The following is a 263-nucleotide window of genomic DNA, read 5'->3' as shown; positions in this document are numbered from 1 at the left end:
ATCATCACCGTGCCCGCACCGGCCGGTGGTGCCACCTCCGGCGTCCCCTTCGCCTACGGCTCGCTGCTGGCGATCCCCGTCACCGATGCCCCGGAGGGCGACCCCGTCGCGGTCGCCATCGAGCGAGCCTTCGTGCTGCCGAAGCTGTCCTCGGCGGTGATCACCGGTGGCGCCAAGCTGCACTGGGATGTGTCGGCCGGCCAGGTCGTCATCGCCGGCACGGCCGCCGGCGACCTGCAGAACTTCGGCGTGGCCATCGCTGG

1 protein-coding gene is annotated in these 263 nt (G+C 72.2%); it reads left to right on the top strand.

The window, feature by feature from the left end; genetic code table 11:
• Positions 1-263: capsid cement protein (locus SB822_RS58050; RefSeq protein WP_410859234.1), on the top strand; the 263-nt coding region annotated here is incomplete at both ends.

It is taken from the genome of Paraburkholderia sp. SIMBA_054, assembly GCF_046534875.1.
GTDB lineage: Bacteria > Pseudomonadota > Gammaproteobacteria > Burkholderiales > Burkholderiaceae > Paraburkholderia > Paraburkholderia hospita.
The sequence above is the reverse complement of the archived record's forward strand: the minus strand, read 5'-3'. Positions and strand labels throughout refer to the sequence as shown.